This window comes from Pedobacter sp. 01T416_2 (assembly GCF_056398925.1).
Genome location: NZ_JBFTQI010000849.1, coordinates 1 through 2,373, shown reverse-complemented (window position 1 = coordinate 2,373; position 2,373 = coordinate 1). Strand labels below are relative to the sequence as shown.

The window sequence follows — 2,373 nt, the reverse complement described above, 5'->3', positions numbered from 1 at the left end:
GCTTTAAACAGGTGATTGGTATTACCCCTATCGAGTATCTTCAACAAACGCGTATCGAAGCGGCTAAAAAGTTATTAGAGCAAACTGCCCAGCAAATGACAGAGGTAATTTATAACTCTGGCTACAATGATCCAAAAGCATTTAGGAAAGTGTTCAGAAAATCAGTCGGGATGACCCCGACTCAATACCGCGATAAATTTCAGGCGAGGTAGTAGATAACTGAGGAACAGCGGAATAGTAAATCAATACCACTCACAAAAACTAAATAAATAGTTTTCAACACTAAAATCAATTATGTTAATAATTAGTATAAAATAAATGCATCGCCCTATACAATTTAAGATAACTTAACGTTATAATTACACTAACCAAATAACTATTTATATGAGCACATTCCTTTTAATCACAGCGGTATTTTATATTGTTTCCTTTGGATTAATGTTGTACTGCTATTTCTCCGCTGAACAGATTCCCAGCGATGATGAAAAATTTTAATCAGTTCTTTTCCCGTCATYAAAATTAACGTCTCCCTTTAAGCCAATACATTGAACTTTCTTACAGAAAGACAATGAAATGTTGTGGCCAAACTACCCTCTCTAAAAACATCTATTTTATTTATTGGCAATCCACTTAATTAAGTAAGGAGCGGCTCCTGTATACCATAAAACTGCAGAGATTAAAAATATGGCTATCAATATCCATAAAATCGGCCATCCTTCAAATTTGTGTTTTGAACCGGGGATGTAAGATTCATTAAGGTTATTATGGTCATTGTCCATCCTATCGCCCTTTTTCACCGGTTTCGGATTAGAGATATTGCTCATAAAATATTCAGTTAGAAATACAAACTTAAGCTATAAACCTATAAATCGAAAATTAGTTTTAACATTCTTGTGTTTTAAAATCGATTAAAGATAAAAGTCGTTCAAACTTCAGCTATTCATATTTGGTTTAAACAAAAAAAGTAGGAAAACCTAAATAAAACAGCAAATGTTGTAGAATTAGGAAGTCAGATTAAAAAAAACAGTCCCCCAGAATATAATTATTGCTTAGAAAAGGCTTGCTGATATTTTAGCGGGGTTTTCCCTGTTATTTCTCTAAAATATTTATGGAAACTAGTGAAATTATAAAAGCCGCAGTCGTAGCAGATTTCTTTAACGGTCAGATCATTTTCGATCAATAATTTACAGGCCTGTCCTACCCTAATTTCGTTCAGAAACTGTGTATAGGTTTTCCTGCTTTTAGTTTTAAAGAATTTACAGAAAGAATTGGGGCTGATTTTAGCAACCGCAGCAATTTCCTTTAGTTCTATTTTATTTTTGTAATTGCTGATGGTATAGTTATAAATAGATTGAATCCTATCTTTTTCGTTCTCCAAAAAATTTGGCTTAAAGCCTAACGAAACCAAAATATTTTTCTCTTCGCAATTGGCTATTTCGGTTAATACTTCCAGTATTTTTATAATCCGCATGGTGCCTGTTGCCTCAATAATCTGTGGCATTAAACAAGCTATTTTCTCTTTTGAGATTCCTTGCAGCTGAATTCCCTGCCGCGATTGTAGCAACACTTTTTTCATCTCCTGGTTTTCGGGAAGATCGAGAAAATCCTTGCCTAAAAAATCTTCCTTAAAATGGATCGCATAAACATCAACCGGTTCACCAGCGGTTTCATCAAAAAATTCTGGATCAAAGCGCCAGTAGTGTGGCAAATTGCTTCCGAGTAAAACTACATCGCCATCCTTAAAATTTTTAATGCTATCGCCAATAAACTGCGTTCCTCTGCCTTTTTTAACGTAGATTAGTTCTAATGCAGAGTGGTAATGCCAACGATTGTTTATATCGGGCATAATGTCTCTCCGAGCGCTAAAAGAATCTACCGAATTAGTAGATACATTAAGTAAATGCGGTTTCATAAAATCTTAAAAAATCAATCTAATATGCAAAATTATTTTGCAATGTAAAAAAATGAGCCAATATCATTTAATAATTAGATCATAAAGTTAAATTTTTATTAATGCTTATGGGTTTAATTTGTAATACAACAACTAACCAGAAAGAACCTGCTTAAACCATTTATAACCAAACAAAACATGAGCCACACTCCATCAACGAACTTTCAGGTATCCGATACACCAAAAAATGGTAAGGGATATTTATTTCCATTAATTTTGGTCACCAGCCTATTTTTCTTCTGGGGCTTTGTTCATAATCTCGATCCTGTATTAATTCCGCATTTACGCAAAGCTTTTCAACTAAACGTTTTCGAATCTACCCTGGTGGATTCTTCGGTTTTTATCGCTTATTTTTTATTGGCGCTACCTGCAGGCTACATTATGCGCAAGTATGGGTATAAAAGCGGTATTATATTGGGCCT

Annotated in this window: 3 protein-coding genes and 1 pseudogene; 2 read left to right on the top strand and 2 right to left on the bottom strand. The window is 34.1% G+C overall.

What is annotated here, in order from left to right:
- The coding region (locus tag AC1DPQ_RS24950) for a helix-turn-helix domain-containing protein (protein WP_477611211.1) at window positions 1-212 on the top strand (212 nt) is incomplete at its 5' end.
- Window positions 213-611: 399 nt separating this feature from the next.
- Here AC1DPQ_RS24950 and AC1DPQ_RS24945 read toward each other — a convergent pair.
- Window positions 612-824 (bottom strand): hypothetical protein, encoded by a 213-nt coding sequence (locus tag AC1DPQ_RS24945; protein ID WP_477585093.1) that lies wholly within the window; start codon window positions 822-824, stop codon window positions 612-614.
- Window positions 825-1,042: 218 nt separating this feature from the next.
- Window positions 1,043-1,912: an AraC family transcriptional regulator gene (locus AC1DPQ_RS24940; RefSeq protein ID WP_477585092.1), complete on the bottom strand. Its 870-nt coding sequence runs from the start codon at window positions 1,910-1,912 to the stop codon at window positions 1,043-1,045.
- Between the two features lie 177 nt (window positions 1,913-2,089).
- Here AC1DPQ_RS24940 and AC1DPQ_RS24935 point away from each other — a divergent pair.
- Window positions 2,090-2,373: pseudogene (locus AC1DPQ_RS24935) on the top strand (glucose/galactose MFS transporter); the annotation flags it as partial.

What these genes read in the sequence shown, in the direction of transcription:
- AC1DPQ_RS24945 (WP_477585093.1), bottom strand. Translation starts at nt 824, where the DNA reads ATGAGCAATATCTCTAATCCGAAACCGGTGAAAAAGGGCGATAGGATG.
- AC1DPQ_RS24940 (WP_477585092.1), bottom strand. Translation starts at nt 1,912, where the DNA reads ATGAAACCGCATTTACTTAATGTATCTACTAATTCGGTAGATTCTTTT.